General features: G+C 68.4%; 25 protein-coding genes and 1 pseudogene. 16 read left to right on the top strand and 10 right to left on the bottom strand.

Annotated features, from left to right (window positions below; genetic code table 11):
* Positions 1–69 precede the first annotated feature (69 nt).
* Entirely contained in the window at positions 70–681 is a 612-nt protein-coding gene (locus I7X18_RS15805) for a riboflavin synthase (RefSeq protein ID WP_193043023.1), read from the bottom strand.
* 83 nt (positions 682–764) lie between these two features.
* On the opposite strand from I7X18_RS15805, the gene I7X18_RS15810 reads away from it, so the two are divergent.
* Positions 765–1475, top strand: a complete 711-nt coding sequence (locus I7X18_RS15810; protein ID WP_193043024.1) for an LppX_LprAFG lipoprotein — start codon at positions 765–767, stop codon at positions 1473–1475.
* Entirely contained in the window at positions 1475–3142 is a 1668-nt protein-coding gene (locus tag I7X18_RS15815; protein ID WP_193043025.1) for an MFS transporter, read from the top strand. The genes I7X18_RS15810 and I7X18_RS15815 overlap by 1 nt, the downstream gene beginning before the upstream one ends.
* A gap of 1 nt (position 3143) precedes the next feature.
* Here I7X18_RS15815 and I7X18_RS15820 read toward each other — a convergent pair whose 3' ends face one another.
* From I7X18_RS15820 to I7X18_RS15845, 6 genes and pseudogenes are all read right to left on the bottom strand, one after another.
* Positions 3144–3296 (bottom strand): hypothetical protein, encoded by a 153-nt coding sequence (locus I7X18_RS15820; protein ID WP_193043026.1) that lies wholly within the window; start codon positions 3294–3296, stop codon positions 3144–3146.
* Between the two features lie 124 nt (positions 3297–3420).
* The gene (gene ribD / locus I7X18_RS15825; protein WP_193043941.1) at positions 3421–4422 is read right to left on the bottom strand and encodes a bifunctional diaminohydroxyphosphoribosylaminopyrimidine deaminase/5-amino-6-(5-phosphoribosylamino)uracil reductase RibD; all 1002 of its coding nucleotides are present in this window, start codon (positions 4420–4422) and stop codon (positions 3421–3423) included.
* Entirely contained in the window at positions 4419–5096 is a 678-nt protein-coding gene (rpe, locus tag I7X18_RS15830) for a ribulose-phosphate 3-epimerase (RefSeq protein ID WP_193043027.1), read from the bottom strand. The genes ribD and rpe overlap by 4 nt, the downstream gene beginning before the upstream one ends.
* Before the next feature lie 5 nt (positions 5097–5101).
* Positions 5102–6475 (bottom strand): RsmB/NOP family class I SAM-dependent RNA methyltransferase, encoded by a 1374-nt coding sequence (locus I7X18_RS15835; protein ID WP_193043028.1) that lies wholly within the window; start codon positions 6473–6475, stop codon positions 5102–5104.
* Positions 6472–7398, bottom strand: a complete 927-nt coding sequence (gene fmt / locus I7X18_RS15840) for a methionyl-tRNA formyltransferase (RefSeq protein WP_193043029.1) — start codon at positions 7396–7398, stop codon at positions 6472–6474. The genes I7X18_RS15835 and fmt overlap by 4 nt, the downstream gene beginning before the upstream one ends.
* Before the next feature lie 20 nt (positions 7399–7418).
* Positions 7419–7576, bottom strand: a pseudogene (locus I7X18_RS15845) (LemA family protein); the annotation flags it as partial.
* Positions 7577–7747: 171 nt separating this feature from the next.
* On the opposite strand from I7X18_RS15845, the gene I7X18_RS15850 reads away from it, so the two are divergent.
* From I7X18_RS15850 to I7X18_RS15860, 3 genes are all read left to right on the top strand, one after another.
* Positions 7748–8233 (top strand): putative quinol monooxygenase, encoded by a 486-nt coding sequence (locus I7X18_RS15850; RefSeq protein WP_193043030.1) that lies wholly within the window; start codon positions 7748–7750, stop codon positions 8231–8233.
* Positions 8230–8982 (top strand): SDR family oxidoreductase, encoded by a 753-nt coding sequence (locus tag I7X18_RS15855; protein ID WP_193043031.1) that lies wholly within the window; start codon positions 8230–8232, stop codon positions 8980–8982. The genes I7X18_RS15850 and I7X18_RS15855 overlap by 4 nt, the downstream gene beginning before the upstream one ends.
* Before the next feature lie 66 nt (positions 8983–9048).
* Positions 9049–9882 carry an SDR family oxidoreductase gene (locus tag I7X18_RS15860; RefSeq protein ID WP_193043032.1) on the top strand — a complete coding sequence of 278 codons (834 nt, stop codon included), beginning with the start codon at positions 9049–9051 and terminating at the stop codon, positions 9880–9882.
* Positions 9883–9962: 80 nt separating this feature from the next.
* Here I7X18_RS15860 and I7X18_RS15865 read toward each other — a convergent pair whose 3' ends face one another.
* The gene (locus tag I7X18_RS15865; protein ID WP_193043033.1) at positions 9963–11960 is read right to left on the bottom strand and encodes a primosomal protein N'; all 1998 of its coding nucleotides are present in this window, start codon (positions 11958–11960) and stop codon (positions 9963–9965) included.
* A 51-nt stretch (positions 11961–12011) separates the two neighbouring features.
* Positions 12012–13334, bottom strand: coding sequence for an acetamidase/formamidase family protein (locus I7X18_RS15870; RefSeq protein ID WP_226862571.1), 1323 nt, complete (start codon positions 13332–13334; stop codon positions 12012–12014).
* Between the two features lie 497 nt (positions 13335–13831).
* On the opposite strand from I7X18_RS15870, the gene I7X18_RS15875 reads away from it, so the two are divergent.
* The 9 genes from I7X18_RS15875 to I7X18_RS15915 all read left to right on the top strand — a co-directional run bounded on the left by I7X18_RS15875 (position 13832) and on the right by I7X18_RS15915 (position 22793).
* Complete coding sequence (locus I7X18_RS15875; RefSeq protein WP_193043034.1) at positions 13832–14782, top strand: hypothetical protein; 951 nt, start codon at positions 13832–13834, stop codon at positions 14780–14782.
* Between the two features lie 30 nt (positions 14783–14812).
* Positions 14813–15982 (top strand): DUF4878 domain-containing protein, encoded by a 1170-nt coding sequence (locus tag I7X18_RS15880; RefSeq protein WP_193043035.1) that lies wholly within the window; start codon positions 14813–14815, stop codon positions 15980–15982.
* Between the two features lie 280 nt (positions 15983–16262).
* Positions 16263–17192, top strand: coding sequence for a DUF4878 domain-containing protein (locus I7X18_RS15885; protein ID WP_193043036.1), 930 nt, complete (start codon positions 16263–16265; stop codon positions 17190–17192).
* A 36-nt stretch (positions 17193–17228) separates the two neighbouring features.
* Complete coding sequence (locus tag I7X18_RS15890; RefSeq protein WP_193043037.1) at positions 17229–18251, top strand: AAA family ATPase; 1023 nt, start codon at positions 17229–17231, stop codon at positions 18249–18251.
* A gap of 8 nt (positions 18252–18259) precedes the next feature.
* Positions 18260–19135, top strand: a complete 876-nt coding sequence (locus I7X18_RS15895; RefSeq protein ID WP_193043038.1) for a DUF58 domain-containing protein — start codon at positions 18260–18262, stop codon at positions 19133–19135.
* Positions 19122–19598, top strand: coding sequence for a hypothetical protein (locus I7X18_RS15900; RefSeq protein ID WP_193043039.1), 477 nt, complete (start codon positions 19122–19124; stop codon positions 19596–19598). The genes I7X18_RS15895 and I7X18_RS15900 overlap by 14 nt, the downstream gene beginning before the upstream one ends.
* Positions 19589–20674 carry a hypothetical protein gene (locus tag I7X18_RS15905; protein WP_193043040.1) on the top strand — a complete coding sequence of 362 codons (1086 nt, stop codon included), beginning with the start codon at positions 19589–19591 and terminating at the stop codon, positions 20672–20674. The genes I7X18_RS15900 and I7X18_RS15905 overlap by 10 nt, the downstream gene beginning before the upstream one ends.
* Entirely contained in the window at positions 20671–21747 is a 1077-nt protein-coding gene (locus tag I7X18_RS15910) for a vWA domain-containing protein (RefSeq protein ID WP_193043041.1), read from the top strand. Before I7X18_RS15905 ends, I7X18_RS15910 begins: the two co-directional genes overlap by 4 nt.
* A 17-nt stretch (positions 21748–21764) precedes the next feature.
* On the top strand, positions 21765–22793 hold the full coding sequence (locus tag I7X18_RS15915; protein WP_193043042.1) for a hypothetical protein: 1029 nt from the start codon (positions 21765–21767) through the stop codon (positions 22791–22793).
* Here the strand turns inward: I7X18_RS15915 and I7X18_RS15920 are convergent.
* Positions 22770–23543, bottom strand: a complete 774-nt coding sequence (locus I7X18_RS15920; protein ID WP_193043043.1) for a lysoplasmalogenase — start codon at positions 23541–23543, stop codon at positions 22770–22772. The two genes, I7X18_RS15915 and I7X18_RS15920, sit on opposite strands and share 24 nt — an antisense overlap.
* On the opposite strand from I7X18_RS15920, the gene I7X18_RS15925 reads away from it, so the two are divergent.
* Both I7X18_RS15925 and I7X18_RS15930 read left to right on the top strand, forming a co-directional pair.
* Positions 23506–24450, top strand: a complete 945-nt coding sequence (locus I7X18_RS15925) for an alpha/beta hydrolase (RefSeq protein WP_193043044.1) — start codon at positions 23506–23508, stop codon at positions 24448–24450. The genes I7X18_RS15920 and I7X18_RS15925 overlap by 38 nt on opposite strands.
* A complete protein-coding gene (locus tag I7X18_RS15930) occupies positions 24447–25922 on the top strand; it encodes a flavin-containing monooxygenase (protein WP_193043045.1) in 1476 nt (491 codons plus the stop codon). The genes I7X18_RS15925 and I7X18_RS15930 overlap by 4 nt, the downstream gene beginning before the upstream one ends.
* The last annotated feature ends 24 nt before the right edge of the window (positions 25923–25946 follow it).

The following is a 25946-nucleotide window of genomic DNA, read 5'->3' on the forward strand; positions in this document are numbered from 1 at the left end:
GGAAAAATCAACGTCTCGCCTCAGTATGAACCACTGGAGCGCATCGAATATTGCCGGTGTTACTCAGTGTCACTCGCTGGAAGCGCTCATCAGCCGTTCGACGTACTTGGCGATGACGTCGACCTCCAGATTCACCTGGGTGCCGACGGGCGCGGTTCCGAGCGTGGTGAGCTCCCGCGTGGTGGGGATCAACGACACCTCGAACCAGTCGTTTTCCGAGGCACGGCCCAACGAAGACACGGTCAGCGACACCCCGTCGACGGTGATCGACCCCTTCTCCACGACGTAGCGCGCCAACGCCGGAGGCAGCGCGATGCGCACCACCTCCCAGTTCTCCGACGGTGTGCGCGCAATCACATGACCGGTTCCGTCGACGTGGCCCTGCACGATGTGTCCACCGAGCCGGCTGTTGACCGCCGCGGCGCGTTCGAGGTTGACGTGGCTGCCGACCCCGACGTCGCCCAGGCTCGAGCGATCCAGGGTCTCACCCATCACATCGGCGCTGAAAACCCCGCCGGGCTGGATCTCGACGACGGTCAGACACACCCCGTTGACCGCGATCGAGTCACCGTGGCCGGCGTCGGCGGTGACGACCGGGCCGCGGATCACCAACCGCGCCGCATCGGAGAGATCTTCTTTGCCGACGACCTCGCCCACTTCTTCGACGATTCCCGTGAACACCCGACCAGGCTAGTACCCGCAGTGCCGTGTCCGCGCCGCAGCGCAAACCGGGTCCTCGGCCGGTCACCCTCTACGATGCAGTCATGCCGACGAGCTCTCGCCATGCTGCCCAGGCCTTCATCGCCGTCCTCCTCGCCGCCGCGCTGTTCGTCGCCGGCTGCTCCTCGTCCTCCGATAACGCGGACAAACCGCTACCCGACGCGGCGCAACTGGTGCAGGAATCCACCCAGACGACCCGTGACCTGCAGAGCGTGCACCTGAAGCTGACGGTGCAGGGCACCATCGAACAGTTGCCGATCGAATCGCTCGAAGGCGATCTGACCAACACCCCCGCGGTCGCCGCCTCCGGAAAGGCCAACATCGTCTTCCTCGGGCAGCGTCTCGACGGTGTCGAGTTCGTGGTCGCCGACGGCAACCTGTACGGCGCCATCAGCGCCGGCAGCTTCCAGGACTTCGGCCCCGCCGCCGACATCTACGACGTCGCGGCCATCCTCAGCCCCGACAAGGGCCTGGCCAACGTGCTTGCCAACTTCAGCGATCCGAAGGCCGACGGCCGCGAGAACGTCAGCGGCGTGGACACGGTGCGCGTCACCGGCACCGTCAGCGCCGACGCCGTCAATGCGATCGCCCCGCAGATCGGTGCGACCGGCCCGGTACCCGCGACGGCGTGGATCGAAGAGGACGGCAGCCACAACCTGGCGCAGGTCAAGCTGGAGCCCAGCCCCGGCAACAGCGTCACCATGACCCTGTCTGACTGGGGTAAGCAGGTCACCGTCACAAAGCCGGCGGTGTGATGCCGACCAACGTGTCCGATTCGGCGATCACCAGCCGGAGCCGCCGGATCGCGATCAGCGCGGGAAGCCTCGCGGTCCTGCTCGGCGCCCTCGACACCTATGTCGTGGTGACGATCATCCGCGACATCATGTTCGACATCGGCATCGCGATCAACCAGATCCAGCGGGTCACGCCGATCATCACCTGGTACCTGCTCGGCTACATCGCCGCCATGCCGCTGCTCGGCCGTGCGTCGGACCGGTTCGGTCGCAAGTTCGTCCTGCAGCTCAGCCTGGCCGGGTTTGCGGTCGGCTCGGTGATCACCGCGCTGTCGAGCGACCTGATCCCGATGGTCATCGGCCGCACCATTCAAGGCACCGCCAGTGGCGCGCTGCTCCCGGTCACCCTGGCGCTGGCCGCGGACCTGTGGTCCGCCCGCAACCGGGCCTCGGTGCTCGGCGGGATCGGCGCCGCCCAGGAACTGGGCAGCGTGCTGGGGCCGCTCTACGGCATCGCCGTGGTGGCCGCGCTGAACACCTGGCGCGACGTCTTCTGGATCAACGTGCCGCTCGCGGCCATCGCGATGGTGATGATCCACTTCAGCCTCCCGGCCCGGCAGAAACCCGACCAGCCCGAACGGGTCGACGTCATGGGTGGTCTGCTGCTCGCGCTCGCACTGGGACTCGCCGTCATCGGGCTCTACAACCCGGCGCCCGACGGGAAGCAGATCCTGCCGACGTGGGGTCCGCCGGTGCTCATCGGCGCGGCGGCGGCCGCGATCGCCTTCTTCGTGTGGGAACGCTTCGCACGCACCCGGCTGATCGAACCGGCCGGTGTGCACTTCCGGCCGTTCCTGGCGGCGCTCGGTGCGTCGCTGTGCGCGGGCGCGGCGTTGATGGTGACGCTGGTCAACGTCGAACTGTTCGGGCAGGGCATCCTCGGCCAGGATCAGAATCAGGCCGCCTTCCTGCTGCTGCGCTTCCTGGTGGCGCTGCCCATCGGCGCGCTCCTCGGCGGATGGCTGGCGAGCCGCATCGGTGACCGGATGGTGGCGTTCGCCGGCCTGCTGATCGCCTCGGGCGGCTACTTCCTGATCAGCAAGTGGCCGGTCGACCTGTTGTCGTCCCGCCACGACCTGGGCTTCGTCAGCCTGCCCGTCCTCGACACCGACCTGGTGATCGCCGGGATCGGCCTCGGCCTGGTGATCGGGCCCCTGACGTCGGCGACGCTGCGCGTGGTGCCCGCCGCACAGCACGGCATCGCCTCGGCCGCCGTCGTGGTGTCCCGCATGATCGGCATGCTGATCGGGATCGCGGCCCTGTCCGCGTGGGGTCTGTACCGGCTCAACCAGCACCTTCAGACGCTGCCGTTCCCGCCCGGGGCCGATACGTTGGTCGAACGGTTGGCCGCCGAAGCGGACCGCTACCGCGCGGCCTACGTGCTGCAGTTCGGCGACATCTTCATCGTCACCACGATCGTCTGCGTGGTGGGCGCACTGCTCGGCCTACTGATCAGCGGCCGGCACGAGCACGCGGACGAACCTGGGGCCGGCGACATCGGTGACGGTGACATCGGTGATGACGCGCCCACGCAGTTCATCAATGTGGCAGCGCAGCCGACGGACAGCGATCAGACCACCCAGCTGCCGCGGCAGACCCCGCCCGGCAGGCACCGACACGAGACCTGAGTCAGCAGCGCTCGATACCGGGACTGATCAGGCGCGGGTCCTCCTGCTCGTCGGAACGGCCGGGCAGCACGCTGCGCAGCGGCCCCCAGACGAACGACCCCACAGCGCGGGGTGCCACCGTCGGGAAACTCAGCCAGTCCTGCAGTGCTGTCACGCTCACGTCCTTCGGTCAGTGCTCATCGCGCGCACATCGTCGGTGAAAGCGCTCCGTCACAAAGTCTAACGACGCGGGCCACCGAATTGACTCCCTGACCGTGAACAGCCGGGAAACGGCCTAGTCACTCGGGGATCAGCGAGAGAAGCACGTCCGGCCCGATGGGGGTGACCCCGTCGAAGCGCCACCGCTGGGCGTGCGCGATGCTCAACACGCCGACGTCGTCGACCGCGGTGATCGGTCCACCCAACAGGATCGGCGCGACATAGGCCACGATCCGGTCGATCACCCCGGCCCGCAGGAAAGCGCCGGCCAGCGTGGGGCCACCCTCGAGCAGGACGTCGGTGCGGTCGGACAACGCCCGCAGCACCTCGTGCGGATCACGGGTGCGGATCACCATGGTGCGCGAATCGTCGTTGAGCACACGGGAATCCTGCGAGATCTCCCGCTCACCGACGACCACCCGCAGCGGTTGACGCTCGGCGAGGCTGCCGTCGGGCAGCCGCGCGGTCAGCACCGGATCGTCGACGAACACCGTGCCGGTACCGACCACGATCGCATCGGCGACCGCCCGGCGCCGGTGCACGTCCGCCCTGGCCGCCTCACTGGTGATCCACTGGCTGCTGCCATCGGCGGCGGCGCTGCGGCCGTCCACGCTGGTGGCGAATTTCCATGTCACGTGCGGGATTCCGGTGCGCTGCTTGTGCAGCCACTCGCGCAACCCTCCGCCGGCCACCGCCTCGCTGAGCACGCCCGCGCTCACCGTGACACCGGATTCGCCGAGCCTGGCCGCTCCCCCGGCCGCCACCGGGTTGGGATCGGCGACCGCGTACACGACCGCCGAAACCCCCGCGGCCAGAAGGGCATCCACACACGGCGCGGTCCGCCCGTGGTGGTTGCAGGGCTCTAGTGTGACGACCGCGGTGCCGCCCGCCGCCCTGCTGCCGGCGCGGCGCAGCGCCACCACCTCCGCGTGCGGGCCGCCCGGGGGTTGCGTCGACCCGACACCGGCGACTTGCCCGTCGGTATCCAGGATGACCGCGCCCACAGGCGGATTCGGGTAGGTGGCGCCCTTGACCTGCTCGGCCTGATCGATGGCCAGCCGCATGGCGGCCTCGGGGGTCAGCAAGACAGATGCTTGGACGCAGAAGCGGCCTGGCTGCGCAGCGAACGCACCGCCGCGGCCGGATCCTCGGCGCTGTACACGGCGGAACCCGCGACGAAGCAGTCGACGCCGGCCTCCGCCGCGGCGACGATGGTGTCTTCGTTGATACCGCCGTCGATCTCGACCAGCACCGTCAACTCACCGGCGTCGACGAGGCGACGCACGATACCCACCTTCGCCAGCACCTCGGGGATGAACTTCTGCCCGCCGAAACCCGGTTCGACGGACATTACGAGCAAGGTGTCGAACTCCCGCAGGATCTCCAGATAGGGGTCGATCGGGGTGCCGGGCTTCACCGACAACCCGGCTTTGGCGCCTGCCGCACGGATGTCGCGGGCGACGGCGATCGGATCATGGGTCGCTTCGGCGTGGAATGTCACGTTGTGGGCCCCCGCCTCGGCGTACGGCGGCGCCCACCGCTCGGGGTTCTCGATCATCAGGTGGCAGTCCATCGGGATGTCGGTGACCTTCAGCAGGGATTCCACGACGGGCAACCCGAGGGTGAGATTGGGCACGAAGTGGTTGTCCATGACGTCGACGTGCAGCCAGTCCGCGCCGGTGACCGCGGCGGTCTCCTCCGCGAGCCGGGCGAAGTCGGCGGCCAGGATCGACGGTGCGATGAGGGGTTGCGCCATGGTGATCAGGTTACTTGCAGCGCTGCGGCGAACATCGCGTCCGTACCGTGCCGGTGCGGCCAGAGCTGAACGTAGGGACCGTCACCGAGATCGTCGACGGGATCGAACATCGCCCGGGTGTCCAGTGCCGTGACCGGGTGGCGGCGCAGCGCATCGGCGACCACGCCGACGGTCTCGGCCAGATGCGGCGAACACGTCGCGTACAGCACGACACCGCCGGGGCGGGTGAGCCGGATCGCCGACGCCAGCAGTTCGCGCTGCAACCGGGCCAGCACCGGTACGTCACCGGGCTGGCGGCGCCACCGCGCTTCGGGCCGTCGCCGCAGCGCGCCGAGGCCGGTACACGGCGCGTCGACGAGCACCCGGTCGAAGCCGGGTTCCACACCGGGATCGCGGCCGTCGACCCGGAGCACCGTCACGTCGAGGCCGCGGGTGTTCTGCTCGACCAGTTCGGCCCGCCGGGGCGCCGGTTCGATCGCGGTGATCGGGCCAGGGGCGAGTGCGGCCAGCAGCGCCGTCTTGCCGCCCGGACCCGCGCACAGGTCGAGCCAGCGCCCGCCGTCGCCGTCGACGGGAGCCAGGGTCAGCGCGCGGGCCACCAGTTGACTCCCCTCGTCCTGCACCAGGGCACGGCCGTCGCGGACCGGGTCGAGGCGGCCCGGGTCACCGCCGGGCAGGTACACCGCATACGGCGAGTAGCGGCCCACGGTGCCGCCGACCTCGTCGGCGAGTTGCTCGGCGGTGAGCGCACCCGGGCGGGCCGCGAGGTGCACGACGGGGCGCGCGTCGTCGCTGGTGAGCAGTGCGTCGAGTTCACCGGCGCGGGCGCCGAGCGCATCAGTGAACGCCTGCGCGATCCAGCGCGGGTGCGCGTGGGTGAACGCGATGTGCCCGACCGGATCGGTGTCCGCGGGCGGCGCCAGCTCGGCCACCCACGACGCCTCGTCGCGGCCGGCGATCTTGCGCAGCACCCCGTTGACGAATCCTGCTCGCACAGAATCGAATTCGATTCCCGCCTGTTCGACGGTGGTCGACACCGCGGCGTGCGGTTCGACACGGGTGCGCAGCAACTGATAGGCCCCGAGTCGCAGCAGATCGAGCAGCACCGGATCGATCCGGTCCACCGGCCGTCCGGCGGCGCTCGCGATGACTGCGTCGAGCAGACCGCGGCTGCGGCAGGCGCCGTAGGTGAGTTCGGTGGCGAACGCGGCGTCGCGTCCGTCGAGGCCGCGCTCGCTGAGAAGTGCGGGCAGCGCCAGGTTGGCGTAGGCGTCGCGTTCGGATACCGCGCGCAATACGTCGAACGCTGCGCGCCGCGCCGGATCGAGCGGTTTGCGCCGCGGACGATTGCGCTGCGGGCGTTGCGGCGGGCGGGTCACTGCGCGCGCACCGATGCGTCGAGCCGGGCGCCGCGCGCCCAGTCGGCGGCGTTCATGGGTTTCTTACCCGGCGGCTGGACGGTACCGAGACGCACCGGCGCCGAGGCGGTGCCAACGTGCACGGCGTCCTTGGTGGCCCGTATCTCGCCCGGCGCGAGGGGGTCCGCGGGCTCGACGGTGACCGGTCCCACCTTCACCCGCACCTCCCCGACGAACGTCCATGCACCCGGATTCGGGGTGACGGCGCGGATCCGGCGGTCCACCACATGGGCGGGCAGATCCCAGCGGACCCGGGCCTCCTCGACGGTGATCTTCGGTGCGACGGTCACGCCGTCGGCCGGTTGCGGGACCGCCTGCAGGCGGCCGTCGGCGATACCGTCGAGGGTGCTCTCGAGCAGATGCGCGCCGGAATCGGCGAGCCGGGTGAGCAGTTCGCCGGCGGTGTCGGCCGGGCGGATTGTCTCGGTGACGACCCCGTACACCGGACCGGAATCCAGTGCCGGCTCGATGAGGAACGTGGTCGCGCCGGTCACCGAGTCACCCGCGGCGATCGCGGCCTGCACCGGGGCGGCACCCCGCCAGGCGGGCAGCAGCGAGAAGTGCAGGTTGATCCAACCGTGGGCCGGCACGGCCAGCAGTCGTTCCGACAGCAGTGCCCCGTATGCGACGACGGCACAGCAGTCCGGCGCGAGTTCGCGCAGTTCGGCGACGAACTCCTCGGAGTTGGGCTTCGGCGGCCGCAGCACCGGAATGTCGTGGTCGAGCGCCACCTGCGCGACCGGCGACGGCGTGGGCTTGCCGCGCCGGCCGGCCGCCGCATCGGGGCGGGTCAGCACCGCAACCACCTCGTGGCGGGGAGACGCGATCAACCGCTGCAGCGAGGGCAGGGCGGGCTCGGGGGTGCCTGCGAAGACGAGACGCACCGAGACAGTCTAGGGAGCGCTCATCGCGCCGTCTGGTAGTGCTCACGCTCCGACACCCCGGCGGGTCCCGCGGCGAACATCCACGGGATGCTCGCGACGAGCCGGTTCAGGGTGGCGACCGCGTCGTTGTAGTACTGGCGGGCGAAGGCCAACTGTTCTCGGTGTCGGCGAGATTGCGCTACAGGTCTAGGGCGAAGCACGGCCCTCGTCGATATCGGCTCGGCCCGTGGAAGCCCCCGCTCTGCCATACGCATATCGCATGGTTGCGATGCAAAACCGTCAGTTGTGCGCATGAATCGTTAGGGCCATCTTGGAGATGTTCCCGCCGCAAACACAAAGGAGAAATCCAGTGACCCCGTCAGCAGAAGGCGCCATCGGACCCGCGGACGGCGACCTGCATCCCGACCGGAGGCCTGACCACGCCGGGCCCGGCTCGGGACCGGTCTGCCTGGTCACTCAGTTCGCCGCCGTCGACGACTCGGCAGCCCGAAGGCTCCAAAACGAGCTGCGTGCTCTCGCGGCGTCGGTCGTGACCGAGCCCGGTCACCTCAGCTACGAGGTCTTTGCTGACCAGGACGACCCCAAGAACCTCTACGTGATCGAGACCTGGGCCCGCGCCTCAAGCGCACGGCGGCACGAGGACCTCGTGCTCAACAACGGCACCGTGGAGCGGGTGGCCCCGCTTCTGACAGGTGCGCTACAGACGCTGACCCTCCGGCCCATCGCGACCGCCAACCCGACACGAGAGCTGGCATCCGACACAGGTCATGCCGGACTCAACGACGCCGGATTCAACGACGCCGGATTCAACGGCAAGGAAGCTGAATACAAATGAAGACGACAGGACGCACGGTACTGATCACAGGTGCGGGCACCGGCATGGGCCTGGAAGCCGCCAAGCGATTCAGCGCCTTGGGCAGCCACGTCATCATGGTCGCCCGCAACGCGGAGCGCCTGCGCACCGAAGCGGCGCGCCTCCCGGGCGCCGTCACCCTCCCCTGCGACATCTCCGACGCGGGGCAGATCGCGCGCCTGGTGAAGACCGTCGCCGCGGAACACCCGGACCTCGACACGGTGCTGCTGAACGCCGGGGTGACCCACACCTACAAGCTGTTCGGCACCGAGGACGCGGCTGCCCATGCAGAAGTCGAGATGCGGACGAACTACCTTTCGGCCGTCCGTCTGATCGACGGCTTGGTTCCGCTGCTGCGGCAGCAGGCCGCCCCTGCGCTGATCATCACCACCTCCGGAGTCGCCTTCGCCCCGGACATCACCAACCCGACCTATAGCGCAACCAAGGCCGCGCTGCACTCTCTGACCCAGTCGGTCCGTCTACAGCTCGAACGCGACGGTTCGCCGGTCAGCGTTTTCGAGTTCATGGCCCCGCTTGTCGACTCGCCCTTCTCGGCCGGTGTCATCTCGGACCAGAAGGTGTCCGCCTCCGACGCGGTCGCCGAGCTGTTCGACGCATTGGAGCGCGACGAGTTCGAAGTCCACGCCGGTCTGACGAAGGACATCTACGAGGCGCTGCGCACCTCCCCCGACGCAGCAGTGCGCGCCGTGAACGCCGCGACCGGCGGCTGACACCAGCCACTCACTGACACCGGCAATCCTTGCCGACACCCACCACAACCCATCCGGGAGAAGAACATGACCACCTGGCTCATCACTGGAGCATCCCGCGGCATCGGCCGTGAAATAGCCGAGCAGGCCCTGACACGCGGTGACCATGTCGCCGCCACACTGCGCCGCCCCGAGCAGCTCGACGACCTCGCCGACAAGTTCGGCAACCGGCTGTGGCGCGCGCGCCTGGACGTGACGGACAACGCCCAGATCGAGGACGTGATGGCGCAGGCGTTCGCCGAGCACGAGCGCATAGACGTAGTCGTCTCGAACGCCGGTCTCGGTGTCTTCGGCGCCGCAGAGGACCTCACTGACGCGCAGGTCGAGGGCGCGATCGCCACGAACCTGACCGGATCCATCCAGCTCGCCCGCCGTGCGGTTCCGCACCTCCGTGAACAGGGCGGGGGCGTTTTCGTCCAGATGTCGAGCATGGGCGGCCACATCACATTCCCCGGCTTCGCGATCTACCACGCCACCAAGTGGGGAGTGGAGGGGTACTTCGAGGCGCTGGCGGCCGAGATCGAGCCGTTCGGGATCAAGACGGTGCTCGTGGAACCCGGGATGGTGCGGACGGGCTTCTACGACGAGGCCGCGCGGGTCCCGCTCAGCGAGCCCTACCGTGGCGGTCCGGCCGACACTCCCCCGGCCCCGATCGAGGACATGGTCGCCAGCCAGTCCGGTGTCGCCCACGCCGTGATCGAGGCAGCTCTCTCCGGCAACCCACCGTTGCGCCTGCTGCTGAACTCCGACGCCTACGAAACCGTCACCGCCACGGTCCGTGACCGACTCGCGTCCCTGGAGGGTCGGCGGGAGGCCGCCTACGCGGCGGACGCCGAGTACACAGCGCAGCTCAACGTCTGAAACGCCGCCCGCCGGCAGGCCCACGACTGCGTCGGGTTCACCGGTGGCCGTGGCGAACCGGCGGTCGGCGCCGGTGGGCCTCACCCTATGTGCAACGGGTCGATCTGGACACGGGCCGGCTCGGAGTCGTGGCGGGCGCTCAGCACACCGGTCCCCCGCCGCAGGGCCGCCGCCAACGCCAGGCCGCGATCCCGCGGCACCCGCACCAGCATTCGGCTCACCGGGGTGTCGGCCGGAGTGCCGGGCGGTCGCCGGGCACCGACGGGCAGATCGACCGGCCCCAGCGACTCCGCGTCGTCCGGCAGGTCCGCGGTCTCGAGCAGCGCAGTCACCGCGGCGAAGGCGCCGTCCACGGCGGCGATGTGCACGGCCGGCGGCAGTCCCACTTCGGATCTCGAGTCGAGTTCGGATTCGGCGTGCCCGACCGGATCCCACCGGATCAGCGCCTGCACGGTCGGGATCGCCGATTCGGCGACCACGGTGACCACGCCGCCGTCCGCGCGGGAGCGCACCAGCGCGGTGGCCGCCATCCACCGGCGCAGGGTGTCCTCGGCCGCCCGCAGATCCTCACGGCCGAGCAGGGCCCAGCCGTCGAGCAGCAGCGCGGCGCCGTACCCGGCGGCGGGCTCGGGTTCGGCGCCAGGGGTGGCGACCACCAGTGCGGGCTCATCGGCGACGGCTCCCACCATCGCTTCACCACTGGAGGTGATGACTGGTGTCCCCGCGAAGGCACGCCCCAGCTCTTCGGCGGTCCGGCGCGCGCCCACCACCACCGCCCGAACCGACTCCGATCCACAACGGCTGCAACGTAATCCGAGCTCCTCGCGGCCACACCACCGGCACATCGCCGCGCCGTCGCGCTCGAGCAGCGACAAAGGTCCGGTGCAGTGTCTGCAGCGGGCGATGGCCCGGCACCGGGCACACGACAGCGCGGGCAGGTACCCCCGCCGGGGCACCTGCACCAGCACCGGCCGGCCCGCCTGCAGGGCGGTGCGGGCAGCACGCAGCGCCACCGAGGGCAGCCGCGCGGTGCGTGCGGCCGGATCGCGCTCCTGCTCGAAACCGCTGTCCTCCAGGGCGATCACGCGCGGTGCCGCCGCCCGCACCGCCGCGCGAGGGGCGACGAGGTCGTGTGCCCACCGGCTGCGGACCAGCGCCTGGGCTTCCGCGGTGCGCGAGTAGCCCCCGATCAGCGCCGCGCAGCGCAACTGGTGCGCCCGCAGCATGGCCACCTCGCGCGCGTGCGGATACGGGGCGCGCGGTTCGGCGAGGCTGTCGTCACCGTCGTCCCACACGATCACCAGCCCGAGGTCGCACACCGGGGCGAACACCGCACTGCGGGTGCCGATCACGAAGCGCGCGCCGCCGCGCAGCACCGAAAGCCAGCGCCGGTATCGCTGCGACGGGCCGAGCCCGGCGGACAGGGCCACCACCCGCTCGTCGCCGAGGAGTGCGACGGCGGCGGCGTGCAGCACGTCGACGTCACGCTGGTCCGGGACGATCGCCAGCACGCCACGCCCGCTGCCCACCGTGAGCGCCGCGGCCTCTGCGAGCCGATCCGCCCACCGTTCGCCGGGCCGCGCCTGCCACACCGCGCGGGCGGCGCGCCCCTCACCCACCGCGCCGAGGAACTGTTCGGCGCGCGGGTAGGCACGCCAGGCGGTGAGGTCGATCGGCGGCACGCCGACCAGGGGCAGGTCATCGGCAGGTTTCTTCTCCACGCTCGCATGCCGCGGCGGTACCGCCAGACGCAGCACGTCGGGCCGGGTGCCGGCGTAGCGGGCGGCCACTGCGTCGACGAGGCGGCGCACGTCAGGGGTCAGCACCTGCTGTGGCGAGACCACGCGGTCCAGCCAGCCCAGCTTTCCCGGATGGTCGGTCTCGGAGCGCCGCTCGAGCACGAAGGCGTCGACCAACCGGCCGTGGAAGCGCACGCGCACGCGCACGCCGGGCTGCGCGTCATCAGAGCATTCGGCGGGCACCAGGTAGTCGAATTCGCGGTCGAGATGGGGCACCGACAGCATCGGCAGCACGCGCGCGATCGGCTCGTGTTCGGCCGGCTGCCGGGTTTTCGTCACCCGACACCTCTAGCAGACGGCCCGGACACCCGAGCGAAGGGCCGCCAGCGATCAGGACGCGAAGTGCTCCTTGTAGATCTGTCCGTGCACGCCGACGGTGCGGTCGACCACCTGGGAGATGGTGAAGTCGCCCGCGGCGGACAGATAGGCGTAGGCGGTGGCGCGGTCCATCCCGCGGTCGTGCTGCAGATAGTCCAGGGCGTTGACGACCGCGCGGCGCATCGCGACGTCGAGATCGCTGCCCTGCCCGCCGACACCACCGTCCGGATCGGACAGCCCGATCGGTATCCAGGCCTGTTCGGTCTCGGCGAAGGGGTACGTGTAGGCCACGCTCGGCGCGTCGCCGGATCCGGGTTTGCACACGGTGAGCCGGAAGGTGCCGCGAAGCGAGCCCTCCATCGCCGTCAGCGCCACCTCCCCGTCACCCATCGCCATGTGGGGGTCGCCGACGTAGAACAGCGCACCCGGCGCGAACACGGGCAGGTAGAACGTCGACCCGACGCCGAGCAGTTTGATGTCGATGTTGCCGCCGCCGATCGTCGGCGGGATCGAGTTGGCGTTGGGCGCATCGAGGCCGTGGTCCTGCGCGAACGCGACGCCCATCATCCCCATGAACGGGTTGAGCGGGAAGCGCACCGAACCGCCGGTGCCGACGGGCATCACCCCGCGGCCCTGCTCCACCGGGGTGAACACCGAGACGTCACCCCACGTGGTGGGGTCGGGGCGGGACCGCCCGTCGGTGTCCGGCGGGGGCATCACCTCGGCGAGCGATATCCCCGCGGGCGCCGCCTTGTCGGCCGTCATGCCCAGTGCCCCCTTGCCATGGCGGCTCGACACCACGCCGTAGGGCACCCGCGGCGTCGTCTCGAGTGTCTCGATCTTCAGCACGTCACCCGGTTCGGCACCCTCCACGAAGACCGGGCCCGTCACGACGTGCGGGCCGTCCTTGGCGAAGTTGCGGGGAGTTCGGTTGTATTCGGCGGCAATGGCTTTCGCGTCCTCCAGAACATCGGGCTCGCGTACGCCCAGGCCGCCGAAGTACTCGACGGGGTTGCGGCCCTGGTCTTCGAGGATGCCCTCGTGCGACAGCGCGTCGATCGTGATGGTCTGCCCGGACCGCATCCGCAGCACCGGCGTGGCGTGCACGGTCGGCACGAAACCCCACAGCACCTGATCGGGCAACGACGACAGGTAGTGGTCACCGCTGCGGTCACCTTGGCCCGGCTGCAGCACCGGGATCGACGAGTACGGCAGCTCGGCGGTCTCGGCCGACGACGTGTTCCTGGTGCAGGCCGCGACGGCTGCGGCCGCCCCCACACCGACCACTGCCGTCTGGAGAAATCCCCTGCGCCCGAATCCGGATGTTCCGCTCATAGCGCGACGCTAGTGACGCCACGTTTCGGGGTTGTTAGCTCAGGTTTCCCGGCGGTTTACTGCGCGGCCGTTCCGCGCCCGGCAATGCCGTCGCGAGTCGGGCTGGCGGGCCCGGCAAATATCTGTCCACGCGGTCGCGCGGGTGCGGTTACGATCTCTGCAGCCGATCAATGGGCCTTGCCGCCGGAAGGAAGTGGGTTGCTGTGACCGGGAACGATGATTCGATCCGGTTCGGCGGCGCGAACCCACTCGGCCCGGGCGGCCCCGGCCGTCGACAAGAGTCGGAATCCGAGCGGGAGAAGCCGGCGCCACCGCGGCCGACTTTGCCGCAGGAGCAGGCGTGGCCGCCGCCGCACGCGTCCCCTCCTGGAGGCCCGCAACCGTCCTTCAGCGCCAATCAGGCTTCCGCCCCCTCTCTGCTCCACGGCCATTTCCCCGGCCATCCGCCGCCTGTCATCGCTCCGAGGTCGACATCGCCGCGACGCAGTCGCAAACGGATGATCTTGGTCCTCGGAGCGGCGGCCGCTGTGGTGCTGTTGGTGATAGCAGGAATCGTGGTCTTCGCCGCAGGGGAGGACTCCGCTGGCGGTTCCCCCACGGCTGGCGCTGCCGTGCGCGGCTACCTCGAGGCACTGGCGCGAGGCGACGCCGCAGCAGCACTGTCGTTCTCCGACGCCACCGTTCCGGACAGGGCGTTGCTGACAGACGACATCCTCAAGAAACAAATCGAGAAGTATCCGATCACAGACATCAGAATCCTGAGCGACATCGGCAACACTGTTCACGTGGTGGCAGAGTTCGGCGGCAAAAAATCCGATCAGAAGATGACGCTTCCCCAACCGGCGGAAGGCGACGGCTGGAAGCTGGAGTCGGCCGCAATGACGGTCGACTTCGGCAAGAACGAGCTCACCAGCGACACGATGTTGCCGTTCGTGACGGTGTTCGGACACCCCGTCCCGAAAACCGGCAAGGCGTACGCCTTTCCCGGTTGGCTCGACCTCGGTTCCTCCAATCCGAATTTTGACGTCAAGCCGGTCAATGAAGAGCCGCCGTCGCTCGAGCAGATCTGGAGGATGAGTGACGTCGCGGGAGTGCACTTCGACGTCAGCACCGCCGGCGTGGAAGCGGTTCGCAACGCGCTGAAGGTCATGTTCGACAAGTGCGCAGAGTCAAAGCAGCTGGCGCCACCGGATTGCCCGCAGGACACGGGGTCGCGCGCGGACCTCGTCGACGGGACGGCGCAGTGGACCGCACCCACCGACTACGCCGACATCAGCACCGGCTTCCTCGATTCCGCCACCGGCATCGCCTCATTCGACGGCGAGGTGGAGTTCACCGTATCCGTGCAGACCACCTCCGGCCAGCCAGACCACGGACAGATCGGCGAATACGTGTACGGAGATGTCGACCTCACGCAGGCCCCGCCCACGATCAAGCTCGAAAACTAGCGCCGGCCGCCGCACCGAGATGGACGTCGAATGACTCACCCGCCGTACTGGTCCGGGCCCGACCCCGACCGCACTCCTTCGCCGTTCAGGAACCCGGGCTCCGGGGCGCCGTACCCACCACACCATCCCGGGCCTCGATACGGTCCGGCACCGGGCTACCCGGCGGGCGACGGGTTCGGCGGCCCGTATTCGCCGGGTCCGCAACCGCCGCCTCCGACGAAGAGCCGCAGGCCGTTGATCATCACCGCATCCGCAGCCACCGCGGTGGTGCTGGTCATCGTGGTCGTCGCAGCGGTGCTGCTCAACGCCGGCGACGACGAGGGAGGCGCCCCCACGGGCACCCCCGGCGAGGTTGCACGGGCGTATCTGGAGGCGCTCTCACGCGGCGATGCGGAGGCCGCCCTCGCCATGGGCGCCTCCGAGCCCGCGACCTCAGATCTGCTGACCGACGAGATCCTCGAGAGACAACTCGAAATGGCCGCGCTGCGAGATATCGAGATCCTGAGCGAGACGCCCCACAAACAGGGCGACGGAGTCGGGGTGAGGGTCAGCGCGAAGATCGGCGATCAGCGAACCGAGGGACAGATCAATGTGACCCCCGTGAACGGCGAGTGGAAGCTGGAGAGCTCTTTCGTCAACGCACAACCGATGGGTGTCATCGACGACGAGTGGTCGGTCGGTCACGTTATGCGGATATTCGACAAGCCGCTCGACGAGTCCGGCCACTTCTACGCCTTTCCCGGCGCGCTCAGCGTCAGCACCACCAGCCCGTACATCGACGTGAACAAGCCCGCGCCACTCGGATTGGATCTCGGCGGAGTCTTCGGACAGCATCCGGAGTTCAAGTTCTCCTTGAACGAGAAGGGTCGCCCTGCCGCAGAGGAAGCGATGCGCGCGTGGATCAGCAAGTGCTACAGCCCGGTCCCGAAGACACCGGGATGCGCCAAGCTGACGAACTTCGAACCTGAATTTGACTCGGCCACGACCCAATTGACTGGTCCACTGGATCTCCGCGGACTGAAGTACGACTACAACGGCGCCTTCACCTACGTGATGGTCACCGGTACGGTCCCGGACGTACCGTTCTCCATCCGCCAGAACAGTGACGGTCAGACGGTGCCGCTCATCGTGGATCTGTCGGTGGTGAACCGAATCGACATCTCCAAAGAGCCGGCCGTCGTCAACGAGCCACCTCAATGAACGCTCCCGAGAAGAGGAGAACGCCGTGACGAGCACCGGCGGAGACAGCAGGTTCGGCGGGTCCAACCCGATCGGCGGCGGACCCCCGCCGGCTCACCCGGCACCCCATGGCGGAGTTCCGCGGCCGTCGGCACATCCTTCCGGGTTCGAGGCGCCCACCCCCGGCCAGCCCAACTTTGGGTGGTCCCACAGCAGCTACCCTCCTGCCGGTCCTCCGCCGCCACCGCCCTATCCGGCAGTGTCTCCCAAACGGAGGAGAGTATGGCTGACAGTCGGTTTGGTGACCGCGGGCATCGTCGCGCTCGTGGCGACACTGGTCGTCGTATTCTCTCGCGAATCGAGCTCGACCACGGCCGGCGACGCGGTCCGGGGCTACCTCGAGGCGTTGAGCCGGGGCGACGCCGAAGGAGCGTTGTCCTACGCCATCAACCAACCGGCCGACAGAACCTTCCTGACCGACGAGGTGCTGAAGAAGCAGATCGAAGCCAACCCGATCAGCGATGTGCAGATCATCGACTCCACGCCCGAAGGCGATGTCCACGTGCTGGCGACCTTCGGCGACGAGGCGATCGACGAGCAATTGCGTCTCAAGCAGTCCGCGGACGGCACCTGGAAGCTCGAATACGCCACGTATGCCATCGATTTCGAACGGGACAAGGTGAGCTCGGGTACATCGTTGATCGACACCACGACCTTGTTCGGCAAGCCGCTTCCCGAGTCGGGGCGTGCGAACCTGTTCCCCGGGATCGTCGACATCGGCAACTCCAATCCCAACGTCGATACGGAGTTGATCGGAGCAGTGCCCCTTCTCGGCAGCACCATGCAGAACGGTTCCGCCGTAGTCGACTACGGCTTCGAATTCACTGACGCCGGACTCAAAGAGGCGGAGAAGCCGATCCTGGCGTTGATGGCCGAGTGCTCGAAATCCCGACAGCTCGCACCCCCTGACTGTCCCCAGAGCTACATGCACAACCCGTTCCTCATCGACGGGACGGCGACGTGGACACCACCCACGAACACCGACGAGGTGATCGCCAGCGACCTCGGGCCCGACGGCACCTTCACCGTCAGCGGCAGTGTGGACTTCCGCCTGTCAGCGCAGGCGACGAACCCGAGGCTGAGCGTCCAGGATCAGACCGTCACCGTACCGATCCAGGGTGTGGGCAACCTCGCTGTGACACCGGCGACATTCGAACTCAAGAAGGGCTGACCATTGACTGCACCCCACTACGACGACGAAACCGTCATGACGGCAGCCAGCAGGCCGCCGGTGAACAACCGGGCACAGCCCAACGGCTCGGACATGGAGAACGCGCACCGCGCGGTGACCGCCATCGCAGCGGCCTTCGCCACCAAGGTCGTCGGGCAGGAGGATCTACGCGAAACGCTTCTCATCGGCCTGCTGACCGGTGGCCACATCCTCCTCGAAGGGGTACCCGGACTGGCCAAGACGACCGCGGCCCGAGTGATGGCAGACGCGGTCTCCGCTCGATTCAACCGCATCCAGTGCACGCCGGACCTGCTTCCCAGCGACATCCTGGGGACCCAGATCTACGACTCCGACAGCAACTCCTTCGTCGTACAGCTCGGGCCCGTACACGCCAACATCGTGCTGCTCGACGAAATCAACCGTTCCAGCGCGAAGACCCAGAGCGCGATGCTCGAAGCCATGGAGGAGCGCCAGACCACCATCGCCGGCGAAAGCCATCCCATTCCACAGCCGTTCCTGGTCATCGCCACACAGAATCCGGTCGACCAGGAAGGGACCTATCCCTTGTCGGAAGCCCAGACCGACCGGTTCATGCTCAAGGAAGTCCTCCGTTACCCCACACCCAGTGAGGAAGCCGAAGTCATCTTCCGACTCGATGCAGGCCTGTTTGATCGCTCCGAGCCGGAACGGCCGGTGCTCAGCCTTGAGACGATGAAGATACTGCAGCGCCTGACGAAGAATGTGCACCTCGATCCTGTTCTCGTGCACTACATCAGCGAGGTGGTGCACGCGACACGTAACCCTTCCCAGTACCTGCCGCAACACCTCGCCCGGCTCATCGAATACGGCGCAAGCCCGCGCGCGACAATCGCTTTCAGCCGGGCGACTCGCGCAGCCGCTCTGTTGGCGGGCCGAAACCACGTCTTGCCGGATGATATTCGCGATCTCGCCCACAGGGTCCTGCGACATCGGCTGATTCTCGGCTTCGAAGCCGTCAGCGCCGGAGTCAGCACCGATGACATCGTCGACGCCGTCATGCAGTCGGTACGGGTGCCCTGACTCACGCCATGGGCAGACACCTCAACCGCGCCCGAGAGCACTTCGGCGACGACACTCGCGGCATGCTCGAAGGTGGGCACTACGCGATGCTGCACACACGCAGCCTCGAACTCGACGACCTCCGACCGTATGTGCCTGGCGACGAGATCCGCGACATCGACTGGCGCGCATCCGCTCGGTCCGGTGAGGTCCTGGTCAAGAGGTTCGTCACCGAGAAGCACCACAAGATCCTGCTGGTGTGCAACGCCGGACGGGACATGGCAGCGCTGACACCGAGCGGGGAGGTCAAGCGCGATGTCGCCACCGCCGTGATGGGAGCCATCGGCCTGATCGCGATGCGCCGCACCGACGAGATAGGCATGGTCTACGGGGATTCCCGCGGCAGCGTCACCGTACGAAGCCGCCGCGGCGAGAATCACATCGAGGGCATGCTCGAGCAGTTCTATGTGCGTAGCCGAGGCGATGTCGCCACCAGCGGGATCGTCGCCCAGCTCGGCCATGTCGCCACAAGCCATCGCCGTCGGCTGCTCCTGGCTGTCGTCTCCGATGAACCCGACCTCACCCCCGAACTCGATGCCATCGTGAGGAGTTTGACCGGGATCCACGAGATGGTGTGGCTTGCCGTCACCGACATGCCCGCCATAGGGGCTCCGCTCGGCGAACAGGAGGCCTACGACGTCGCGACCGGACGCTTCGTGCCTGACGGCGCCACGCTGGGCCCGCGGGTCATGGCGGCATACCGGGCGGCGGAAAGCCGGCGGGCTGCCGATGTGGATGACTTCTTCCTCACGCGTGGCATCCCCTTCGTCCGGATTGCGGCAAGCACCGAGATTCGCGGCGCCGTAGCGCGACTGGCGGAGGCGTACCGACATGCCGGGAGATGACCTGCTGCGGTTCATCGGAGGTCCACTGCAGCCGTCGTGGTGGTGGATCGCCCTAGCTGCGGTCATCGTCATCACCGCCGGGGCATGGGTGTCGGGGGTGCTCGTGTGGACACTGCCCGTGGAGCGTTTGCGTTCACTGCCCGGCCTGCGCGGAGTACATTCCCGTCTCACCCGCCGGCGCTTCGCCAGGGCGGTCGCGGTCACCACCCAGGCACATCGAGATCGGACGATTTCGGCGGAGCAGGCCGTCGCCCAGTACAGCCGGACGCTGCGCACGTTCCTGTCGATGCGCACCGGCATCAACGCCAGGAAGCTTCACCTCGGAGATCTCGCTGACGGTGAGCTGGCACGGGCCATCCCACTTCTGCGCGCCTTCCACGATGCCCAGTTCAACGGCGACTCCCGTCTCGATGTCACGGCGCTGGGCCGATCGGCGGAGGAGTTGATTCGCACATGGAGCTGAGATGGTGGCCGATCGCCGTCGTCGCCGCCCTACTTCTGGTCGCTGGTGGCGCGGCGGCGTGGCTGATGCCCGTACAACGGTTGCAGCGCCGGCTTCGCCCACTAGCGCACGTCGACCGTCTGACACGGCTGCCCGAATTCGCCCGCGTACACCGCGTTTACCTGGTCTCGATGGCCGTTACGGCCAGCCTGCTGCTGGTGGCGTTGATCGCCGCAGTAGTCGCCGCGGCGCGTCCACAACATCTCGCCGCAGACGATGTCGGTTACGAGGCGGCCCATCCGCTGGACGTGATGCTCTGCATCGGCCAGCCGGTGACCGATCCGACCACCGCCGATCTGTTGCGCTTTTACGCATCGCGGACGGGCTCGTTCACCAGCCAGCAGATCGGTGTCACCTCAACTGACCTGCGGGCAATGCCGATGACACGCGATCGCACCTATGCCGAGCAGCGCCTGCGGTACTTCGCGGATCTGGCGCAGATTCAACAGGATCTCGACACGGGCGGCGATGTCTCCGTCGATGCGCGTCTGGAGCTGGCCAGAGGCATCGAGGCATTCGCCCGCCCCGTCGAGTACGTCGACTATGCCCCCACTCTCGAAGACGTTCTGGCCCTGTGCCTCACCGGGTTCCCCAAGTCGGACGTGCCCAGCGACCACCGTCGACAGCTCGTGTATCTCGGCTACACACAGTTGCGCAGTGCCGACGACAAGCGGCCCTCGCTCTACGACAAGAACCAGGTGAAGGCGATGGCGCAGCGCGGCGGCATCCAACTCAACGCGATATCCCGGGCCGATGTCGCTCAGACCAGTCAGGCGGGGAACGACGCCCTCAGGGACCTCACCGACTCGTCGGGCGGGTTGTTCACGTTGTACAACCCAGCCGGAACGGCGACGACTGACGGTGGCACCGGTCGAGTTCTGGAGGCCGACCTCGACGAGATCGCCGCCAATACACCGCCTGCCGCTGTAGTCGGAGAGTCGACAACCCGCTACCTCGACTTTCCGCAGACCGCAGTGTCTGTCGCCTTGGTCTCGGTCCTCCTCCTGTCGGTGTCGCTGTTGGGGTTGCGGCGATGACCTTCCTTCCTGTTCTGCCCGCAGGCGTGCTCGCTCTGTTCATCGGAATCATCGTCGTGGTGCGGGTCGCCAATCTCTACCGCCTTCTGACTCGCACGGCACCGGGGCGCTACCGGTACGTCGTGCTTCGGTGGTCAGGGTTGACATTCGCCGCGCTGCTGTTGGCGCTCGCTGCGTTTTGTCCCGGCCTCCCGGGAGACGGCGACCAACGACCGGCAACCGCGGAGTCCGCAGAGTACGTTTCGGACATCAACCTCTTCCTTGTGGTCGACCGGTCGGTCACCTCACGCATCCCAGACTATGGTGACGGCGAGCCGAGGATGGCCGGCATCCGCGATGACATCGCCGCTCTGCTCGAGGAGTACCGGGGCGCCCGAGTCGGGCTCATCGGGTTCGCCACCGAGGCGTCGGTGAATTGGCCGCTGTCCCAGGACGAGTGGAGCTTTCAGGCCTATCTCAAGAGCCTCTCGGCGTACGCGCTGACCCCTTACGACGCGTTCTCGTTCATCGATCCGACGGCGGCAGCGGGGGTACTGAGCCAGCAGCTCGAAGTGGCGAAAGCCAACTATCCGAAAGCGAAGAACCTGGTGTTCTACTTCGGTGACGGCGCCGCCGGAACGGAGGTGGAGCCGCGGCCGTTCGACGTACCCACCGATCTCTTCGCCGGTGGCGCCGTGCTGGGCTACGGCACGGTCGCCGGCGGCCCCATTCCGCACAGCTTCGCCAACGGGCGTAAGAACTATCTGGGAGACCCCGCAACTGGCGCGATCGTCCGGTCAGGACTCGACGAGCCGCGACTGCGCAGCATCGCCGAGGCGATGGACGTGCCGTACTTCCGCCGCGAGGCGCGACAGTCGATCACTCCGGTGCTGCCCGCGGTGAACTCGTCGTTCATGTCGGACACCACCGAGCCGACCGGCAGCGATCCGCTGATCGGGCGCACGGAACTGTATTGGGTGTTCGCCCTCATCGCCGCCGGACTGCTGCTTGTGGAAGCCATCCTCACGGTTCGCGAGTACCGGCGTAACCGGATGTCGCGCACCGATTTCACCGCCCGGGACGCACTGCGATGATGTTGCGCAAAGAGCCGATGAGCAGGGTTGTCCCCCGCATTCGTCGTCGCATCGCCGCGTGGTGGAGCCCACCCAGCACCCGGGTACGCACCCGTCGTCGCCTCCTGATCCTGTCCACCCCCATCTTGATCCTTGCCGTGCTCGCGGTGACAGTCATCATCAGGTTCGTCGTCGTGGGACAGGCGGCCGTCGACGCGTTCAACGACCACGACATCGCCGCGCTCCGGGAGAACGTGGAGAAGCTCAGCTTGTTCGGCATCATGGACCCCGCCGCCGTCCGATTCGCCGAAGGGGACACGCTCGTTCTGGAGGGCAGGCTCGTCGAGGCCGAAGTCCGATTCGCCGACGCACTGAATCACAGCGACACCGAATCCTCCTGCGCTATCCGGGTGAATCTCGAACTCGTCCGGGAAACGCTCGCAGACCTCGCCGTAGGCACGGGTCGCCGCGGCGAGGCCGAAGCCCTGTACACCAGTGCTGCAACCGTCGTTGATGACGCACCACAGGGTTGCTTCGCGGATAGCCGTGACCCCATCGAGGAACGCCGCGCGGTCCTGGCCGACACCCGGAACCGGTTGGATCGAAAGATGGCCGCAGTGCGCCAACCGCCACCACCGCCACCTTCGGCGGTCGCCACCGCAACACCCGAACCGCCGCCCGCACCGGGTGCGCCGCCGGCGCCAGGCGTTTTCGCGCCCCAACCACCGCAGCTGCCTCCGATCGGTCAACAGAGCTCCCCCGCGCAAGGAGAGAATCCGCAGCCTCCACTCCCGACGCTGCCCGGCGAGAATCTGCCCGCGCCACCACCGCCTCCCCCATCACCCCCGCCCCCGGACCCGCGTGGCGGAGAGCCGCTGCCAGTGGCTGAACCCGCCACGCCGAATCCACCACGCATCCTCGGACCGGTCGGCCCCGACGGCCTGCCGCTGGGCGACCCCGATGTAGCCGGGCCAGACTTGACCCTTAATCCCGAAGAAGGCGCGCCGATCGACCGGTTGCGCGCACTGCTGGAAAATGCCAACTCATTCGGCGGGCAGCGCGAGTGATCGGGTTTCCCGGCGGTTTACCGCGCGGCCGAAGAAGAAGCCCGCGGTGATCAGCAGCAGCGACGCGGCGTACGCCCACCAGATCGGCACCGCGAGCACCTCGGAGCCGAGCACGAACCGGCCGATGCCGATCATCGCGTCCGACCCCGCGAAGCACACCGCGCCCAGCGCCATCCACGGCGTGGGCAGATCCGCCAGCAGCGCCGCGCACACCATGGCGCCGAGCACGGTGATGTACGCCGTCACCGGGACGGCCATCCCGTCCTCGACCAGCCGCGGCCAGAACCACACCAGCAGCGCCACACACGCTACGACGGTGATCGCGACGGCCACCAGTCTCGGAGTCGACCGGGTGGCTAGCGGGACCAGGGCGGCGAGGAAGCACAGGTGGGCGAGGAGGAACGACGCCAGACCCAGCACGAACGACGGCTCCCACCACGGCATCGCCAGCAGGAAGTCGCCGCCGGCGGAGAACACCAGCGCGGGCACCAGCCAGCGGCGTTCCCGGCGGAACGGATGCCCGGCCGCCGCGACCGCCAACAGCACCGCGGCCAGTGCCTTCACCGCGGGCTGGGCGGCGAACCGGCCGGTCAGCTCCGCCCCCGACGGCAGCCCCAGCGCGGTGGCGATCAGGAACACCCCGTAAGCGGCCGCGACGACCGCCGCGGCAATCCACAACCACACGGTCCGCCGGTGTGCGTACGGTGAGGTCGTGTCTGTCGCTGACGAGAAACCTCCGATCGACGCCATCCTGAGAAAGGTACTGGACGTCGTGCCGTTCCAGCTCTCTGTCGACGAGGGCGTCGACGTGGCTCGCCGGCGGTTCCGGGACCTGCCCCGCCGAGAGATCCTCCCCGAGGTGCGGACGCAGGACCGGCGGATTCCGGGCCCGGCCGGCGACATCCCGATCCGGGTGTACCGGCCTGACACCGACGAGGCCGCACCGCCGGTCGTGGTCTTCTTCCACGGCGGCGGGTTCGCCATGGGCGACCTCGACACCCACGACGGTGAGTGCCGGCGACACGCCGCGACGGCCGGCGCCGTGGTGGTTGCAGTCGACTACCGCCTGGCGCCCGAGCACCCGTATCCCGCGGCGGTCGAGGATGCGTGGGCGGCGCTGACGTGGGTAGCCGGGCACGGCGCCGACCTCGCCGCCGACACGAGCCGGCTGGCGGTGGCCGGCGACTCCGCCGGCGGCAACCTGGCGGCGGTGATGACCCAGCGCGCCCGTGAGCGCGGCGGACCGCCGATCGTCTTCCAGCTGCTGTGGTACCCGGTGACGATGCAGGACCTCTCGCTTCCGTCGGTGCTCGAGAACGCCCACGCGCCGATTCTCGGCCGCGCCGCGATGGTCGGCCTGTCCCGCTGGTATGCCGGCGAGCTGACGGAGCCGGTGCCCGAGTTGGCGCCGGGCCGCGCCACCGATTTCACCGGGTTGCCGCCGGCCTACATCGCCGTGGCGGGCCACGACCCGCTCCGCGACGATGGCATCCGTTACGGCGAATTGCTCACCGCCGCAGGGGTTTCCGTTGAGCTGCACAACGCCGAGACCCTGGTGCACGGCTACCTCGGGTACGCCGGTGTGGTGCCCGAGGCGACGGCTGCGGCCGAACGGGGGTTGGCGGCGCTGCAGCGGGCCCTGCGGGAGGCGACGTGAAGCCCGACCACCACACCTTCATCGTCGGCGCCGGGTTCGCCGGAATCGGCGCGGCGATCGCGCTGGACCGGGCGGGCCTCGGCGACTACCGCATCATCGAGGCGGGTGACGGGCCGGGAGGCACCTGGTACTGGAACACCTATCCGGGCATCGGCGTCGACATCCCGTCGTTCTCCTACCAGTTCTCGTTCGAACAGAGTCCGGACTGGTCTCGCACCTATGCACTGGGCCACGAGTTGCGGTCCTATGCCGAACACTGCGTCGCCAAGTACGGCCTGCGGGACAGGATCCGGTTCGGCACCGAGGTGCACATCGCGACGTTCGACGACGCCGAGGATGTGTGGCGGCTGCGACTGGACTCCGGTGACGAGGTGACCTCGCGGTTTCTGATCAATGCCACCGGTGTGCTGACCGTCCCGAACCTGCCTGACATCGCCGGTGTCGACGCCTTCGCCGGCGCCACGATGCACACCTCGCGGTGGGACCCGCGGGTGGACCTGCGCGGCAGACGGGTCGCAGTCATCGGCACCGGCGCATCGGCCGTCCAGATGATCCCGGAGATCGCGCCGCTCGTCGACCGGCTCCACGTCTTCCAGCGCACGCCGATCTGGTGTTTCCCCAAATTCGACGTCCCGCTGCCCCCGGCACTGCGGGTCACGATGCGCCTGCCCGGCGGAAAAGCGGTGCAGCGGTTACTGAGTCAGGTCTACGTCGAGTTCACCTTCCCCCTCGCCGCGCAGTACTTCACCGTCAACCCGCTCGCCAAACGGATGGACAGGATGGGCCGGGCCTACCTGCGCAAGCAGGTGCGCGATCCGGTCACCCGCGAGAAGCTGACGCCGAACTATGCGGTGGGCTGCAAACGGCCCGGCTTCCACAACACCTACCTGGCGACGTTCAACCGCGACAACGTCCGGCTGGTCACCGCACCGATCGAGAAGATCACCGGCTCAGGGGTCGACACCGTCGACGGCGTGAGCCACGACGTCGACGTGCTGATCCTGGCCACCGGGTTCAAGGTGGCCGACACCGAAGCCCAGACGTTCGCGATCCACGGCACCGACGGCCGATCCCTGGCGCGGTTCTGGGAGACCAACCGGCTGCAGGCCTACGAAGGGGTCAGCGTGCCGGGATTCCCCAACCTGTTCTCGGTGAGCGGACCGTACGGATACGTCGGCTCGTCGTATTTCGCCCTGATCGAGACCCAGACCCGCCACATCATGCGGTGCCTGCGCGAAGCCCGCGACCGCTCGGCCGACCGGGTCGAGGTCGGTCAGGCCGCCAACGACCGCTATTTCGCCGAGATGATGCGCAAGCGGCACCGCCAGATCTTCTGGCAGGACAGCTGCCGCGACGCCAGGAGCTACTACTTCGACCGCAACGGGGACGTGCCGCTACGGCCGGCCAGCACGCTCGAGGCGTACTGGCGCAGCCGGCGGTTCCCTCTCGACGACTATGAGTTCTCGGCCTGACTTCCTCGGCGAGCAGGTAGTGGT

Source organism: Mycolicibacterium baixiangningiae, from assembly GCF_016313185.1.
Classification (GTDB): domain Bacteria; phylum Actinomycetota; class Actinomycetes; order Mycobacteriales; family Mycobacteriaceae; genus Mycobacterium; species Mycobacterium baixiangningiae.

What these genes read in the sequence shown, in the direction of transcription:
- I7X18_RS15910 (WP_193043041.1), top strand. Translation starts at nt 20,671, where the DNA reads ATGACCTTCCTTCCTGTTCTGCCCGCAGGCGTGCTCGCTCTGTTCATC.
- I7X18_RS15875 (WP_193043034.1), top strand. Translation starts at nt 13,832, where the DNA reads ATGATCTTGGTCCTCGGAGCGGCGGCCGCTGTGGTGCTGTTGGTGATA.
- I7X18_RS15905 (WP_193043040.1), top strand. Translation starts at nt 19,589, where the DNA reads ATGGAGCTGAGATGGTGGCCGATCGCCGTCGTCGCCGCCCTACTTCTG.
- I7X18_RS15880 (WP_193043035.1), top strand. Translation starts at nt 14,813, where the DNA reads ATGACTCACCCGCCGTACTGGTCCGGGCCCGACCCCGACCGCACTCCT.
- I7X18_RS15920 (WP_193043043.1), bottom strand. Translation starts at nt 23,543, where the DNA reads ATGGCGTCGATCGGAGGTTTCTCGTCAGCGACAGACACGACCTCACCG.
- I7X18_RS15890 (WP_193043037.1), top strand. Translation starts at nt 17,229, where the DNA reads ATGACGGCAGCCAGCAGGCCGCCGGTGAACAACCGGGCACAGCCCAAC.
- I7X18_RS15855 (WP_193043031.1), top strand. Translation starts at nt 8,230, where the DNA reads ATGAAGACGACAGGACGCACGGTACTGATCACAGGTGCGGGCACCGGC.
- I7X18_RS15900 (WP_193043039.1), top strand. Translation starts at nt 19,122, where the DNA reads ATGCCGGGAGATGACCTGCTGCGGTTCATCGGAGGTCCACTGCAGCCG.
- I7X18_RS15815 (WP_193043025.1), top strand. Translation starts at nt 1,475, where the DNA reads ATGCCGACCAACGTGTCCGATTCGGCGATCACCAGCCGGAGCCGCCGG.
- I7X18_RS15915 (WP_193043042.1), top strand. Translation starts at nt 21,765, where the DNA reads ATGAGCAGGGTTGTCCCCCGCATTCGTCGTCGCATCGCCGCGTGGTGG.
- I7X18_RS15860 (WP_193043032.1), top strand. Translation starts at nt 9,049, where the DNA reads ATGACCACCTGGCTCATCACTGGAGCATCCCGCGGCATCGGCCGTGAA.
- I7X18_RS15870 (WP_226862571.1), bottom strand. Translation starts at nt 13,334, where the DNA reads ATGAGCGGAACATCCGGATTCGGGCGCAGGGGATTTCTCCAGACGGCA.
- rpe (WP_193043027.1), bottom strand. Translation starts at nt 5,096, where the DNA reads ATGGCGCAACCCCTCATCGCACCGTCGATCCTGGCCGCCGACTTCGCC.
- I7X18_RS15895 (WP_193043038.1), top strand. Translation starts at nt 18,260, where the DNA reads ATGGGCAGACACCTCAACCGCGCCCGAGAGCACTTCGGCGACGACACT.
- I7X18_RS15810 (WP_193043024.1), top strand. Translation starts at nt 765, where the DNA reads ATGCCGACGAGCTCTCGCCATGCTGCCCAGGCCTTCATCGCCGTCCTC.